4 protein-coding genes and 1 pseudogene are annotated in these 3593 nt (G+C 72.8%); 4 read left to right on the top strand and 1 reads right to left on the bottom strand.

Annotated elements, in window-relative coordinates; genetic code table 11:
- Positions 1 to 293: 5-formyltetrahydrofolate cyclo-ligase (locus ACXJKL_RS17125; protein WP_457208225.1), on the bottom strand; the 293-nt coding region annotated here is incomplete at its 3' end.
- Between the two features lie 22 nt (positions 294 to 315).
- Here ACXJKL_RS17125 and ACXJKL_RS17130 point away from each other — a divergent pair.
- From ACXJKL_RS17130 to ACXJKL_RS17145, 4 genes and pseudogenes are all read left to right on the top strand, one after another.
- Positions 316 to 1713: a UTP--glucose-1-phosphate uridylyltransferase gene (locus ACXJKL_RS17130; protein ID WP_457208226.1), complete on the top strand. Its 1398-nt coding sequence runs from the start codon at positions 316 to 318 to the stop codon at positions 1711 to 1713.
- The gene (gene glp, locus ACXJKL_RS17135; RefSeq protein ID WP_457208227.1) at positions 1706 to 2935 is read left to right on the top strand and encodes a molybdotransferase-like divisome protein Glp; all 1230 of its coding nucleotides are present in this window, start codon (positions 1706 to 1708) and stop codon (positions 2933 to 2935) included. The genes ACXJKL_RS17130 and glp overlap by 8 nt, the downstream gene beginning before the upstream one ends.
- Positions 2935 to 3411, top strand: a complete 477-nt coding sequence (gene moaC / locus ACXJKL_RS17140) for a cyclic pyranopterin monophosphate synthase MoaC (RefSeq protein WP_457208228.1) — start codon at positions 2935 to 2937, stop codon at positions 3409 to 3411. The genes glp and moaC overlap by 1 nt, the downstream gene beginning before the upstream one ends.
- A pseudogene (locus tag ACXJKL_RS17145) lies at positions 3399 to 3593 on the top strand (MogA/MoaB family molybdenum cofactor biosynthesis protein); the annotation flags it as partial. The gene moaC and the pseudogene ACXJKL_RS17145, both read left to right, overlap by 13 nt.

Raw genomic sequence — 3593 nt, forward strand, 5'->3', positions numbered from 1 at the left:
GCCCAGTCCAGGTCGAGGTCCGGCAGCACGACGGGGAGCAGCACCCGATGCCCCGTCGACCGCAGGCCCTCCAGGAGCAGCCCGGTGCCGGGCTCCGAGCCCACTGCGACGTACGCCGCGACGGTGCGCGCGCGGCGTACGGGATCCCACGCCAGGGCGTGCGCCGCGATGGCCTCGGCCGTGGCGACCAGCTCGGCGGGAGGACGCGACCGGCGACCCTCGAGCAGCCGGCGCCGCAGGGCCGCCTTCGCGCCTGCGAGGTCCTCGGACGGGGGCTCGGGTGGTTTCGGCACGAGATGAGCCTACGATCGCAGTATGGGTAGCAAAGGCCTCGAGCTCGCACGCGCCAAGATGCAGCAGGCGGGAGTCGACCCGGTCGCGGTCGACACGTTCGCGCACTACTACCGGCTGCTGGAGCACGGTGAGACCGGGATGATCCCCGAGTCCACGATCGAGCCGCACGGCATGGAGGCGCTCGCGGACGTGGAGGTGTCCGACGACGTCGCCACCGAGGCGATCCGCGCGACCGCCGTGATCAAGCTCAACGGCGGCCTCGGCACGTCGATGGGCATGGACCGCGCCAAGTCGCTGCTGTGCGTACGACGCGGGCTGAGCTTCCTGGACATCATCGCCCGCCAGGTGCTGCACCTGCGCTCGCAGCACGACGCGACGCTGCCGCTGCTCTTCATGAACTCCTTCCGCACCTCGGCCGACACGATGGCCGCGCTGGCCCGCTACGAGGACCTCCCGGTCGAGGGGCTGCCCCTGGAGTTCCTGCAGAACAAGGAGCCCAAGCTGCTCGCTGCCGGTCTGCTGCCGGCCTCCTACCCCAAGGACCCCGACCTCGAGTGGTGCCCGCCCGGCCACGGCGACCTCTACACCGCGCTGCGCGGGTCCGGCCTGCTGGCCCGGCTGATCGAGGCGGGCTACCGCTACGCCTTCGTCTCCAACTCCGACAACCTCGGGGCCGTGCCGGACGCCCGGGTGGCGGGCTGGTTCGCCTCGACCGGCGCCCCGTTCGCRATCGAGGCCGTGCGGCGTACGGCCTCGGACCGCAAGGGCGGTCACTTCGCCAAGCGCAAGGCGGACGGCCGCATCGTGCTGCGCGAGTCGGCCCAGACGCTGCCGCATGACCTCGCGGCGCTGGCCGACCTGGAGGTGCACCGCTTCACCTCCACCAACAACCTGTGGTTCGACCTCCAGGCGATGAGCGACGCGCTCGACGCGCGTCAGGGCGTGCTCGGCCTGCCGCTGATCCGCAACGTCAAGCACCTCGACCCCGCCGACCCCGCCACCCCCGAGGTGATCCAGATCGAGACCGCCATGGGGGCCGCCATCGAGGTCTTCGAGGGGGCCCGGACCATCGAGGTTGGCCGCGACCGCTTCGTGCCGGTCAAGACGACCAACGACCTGCTGGTGCTGCGCTCCGACATCTACGACCTCGGCCGCGACTTCGTGCTCGACCAGGCGTCCGAGGGCATTCCGTACGTCGAGCTGGACGGCGAGTTCTACAAGCTCGTCGGCGACTTCGACAAGCGGTTCCCCGAGGGTGCTCCGTCGTTGCGCGAGGCCGRCTCGCTCACCGTCGACGGGGACTTCACCTTCGGCCAGGGGGTGCGCGTGGTGGGCGAGGTCGCGCTCGAGTCGCCCTCCGCCCAGCGGGTCGCGCCCGGCACGGTGCTCCACGGCGACGACGGGTCCACGCATGGCTGACCTGCTGCCGGTCCCCGACCTCGTCGAGCGGATCGTGGCCTCGGTCTCCCCCCTCCCGGACTTCCCGCAGCCGTTGATGGACGCCCTCGGGCTGGCGGTCGCCGAGGACGTGCGCGCGCCGATCTCGCTGCCGAGCTTCGACAACTCCTCCATGGACGGGTACGCCGTCGTCCGCCGGGACGTCCTCACCGCCTCGCTCGAGACGCCGGTGCACCTGCCGGTGGTGGGCGAGATCGGGGCCGGCCGTGCCGACCTGATGGCCCTCTCACCCGGCACCGCGGTCAAGATCATGACCGGTGCGCCCGTGCCCCGCGGCTGCGACGCCGTGGTGCCCTACGAGTGGACCGACCGGGGCGTCGCCCAGGTCCGGGTCCGCCAGGTGCCCGCCGCCGGGCAGCACATCCGCACCCGCGGCGACGACGTCGAGGAGGGCGACCTCCTCATCGAGCACGGCACCGTCCTGGGGCCGCGTCACCTCGGGCTCCTCGCGGCGGTGGGCCGGGCCACGGTCCGGTGCCGCCCGCGCCCGCGGGTCGTGGTCATCTCGACCGGCTCCGAGCTGCGCGAGCCGGGGGCGCCGCTGGGCCACGACTCGATCTACGACGGCAACTCCTTCCTCCTCGCCGCCGCCGCGCGCACGGCCGGGGCGATCGCCTACCGCGTGGGCATCGTCCCCGACGACCCCCGCACCTTCACCGACGCGCTCGCCGACCAGCTCGTGCGGGCCGACCTGGTGGTGACCAGCGGGGGAGTGAGCCAGGGCGACTTCGACGTCGTCAAGGAGGCGCTCGGCCAGCTCGGCACCGTGTGGTTCGGCGGCGTCGCCATGCAGCCCGGCAAGCCGCAGGGCTTCGGCACCGTCGGCGACGACGACACCCCGATCTTCACGCTGCCCGGCAACCCGGTGTCGGCGTACGTCTCCTTCGAGACCTTCGTGCTCCCCGCCATCCGCCGGATGATGGGCAAGCTGCCCTACTCGCGCCCGCTGGCCCGCGCCCGGCTCACGCATCCGATCAGCTCGCCCGAGGGCAAGCAGCAGATGGTGCGCGGTGCGTACGAGGTGGACCGCGGCGGGCCGTTCGTGGCCCCGGTCGGCGGCCACGGCTCGCACCTCATCGGCGACCTGGCGACGTCCAACGCCCTCATCGTGGTGCCGCCCGAGGTGACCGGGCTCAGCGCCGGTGACATGGTGCAGGTGCTCAAGCTCGACGAGGAGTTCTGATGGCCACCGGGGATCGACTCACCCACGTCGACGAGCACGGCGCCGCGCGGATGGTCGACGTGTCCGCCAAGGACGTCACCGCCCGTACGGCGTCCGCCTCCGGTCGCGTGCTCGTGTCGCCCGCCGTCGTGGAGCTGCTGCGAGGCGCGGGGATGCCCAAGGGCGACACCCTCGCCGTGGCCCGACTCGCGGGCATCATGGGCGCCAAGCAGACCCCCTCGCTGATCCCGCTGTGCCACCCGCTGGCCCTCTCCTCGGTGACCGTCGACCTCGTCGTGGCCGACGACGGCGTGGAGATTCTCGCCACCGTCGCGACCACCGACCGCACCGGCGTGGAGATGGAGGCCCTCACCGCGGTGTCGGTCGCCGCGCTCACCGTCATCGACATGGTCAAGGCCGTGGACAAGGGCGCCGTCATCACCGACGTGCGCGTCGAGACCAAGACCGGCGGGCGCTCCGGGGAATGGTCGCGGTGAGCGGCCAGCTCCCCGCGGCGGTCGTGGTCGCGTCCAACCGTGCGGCCGCCGGCRTGTACGAGGACGCCACCGGTCCGGTGATCGTCGACTGGCTCGTGGAGCAGGGCTTCGCCTGCGCGGCCCCGGCCGTGGTGCCCGACGGCGATCCCGTCGGCGCGGCGATCCGCGCCGCCGTCGACGCC

The sequence above is a fragment of the Nocardioides sp. P5_C9_2 genome (genome assembly GCF_054049555.1).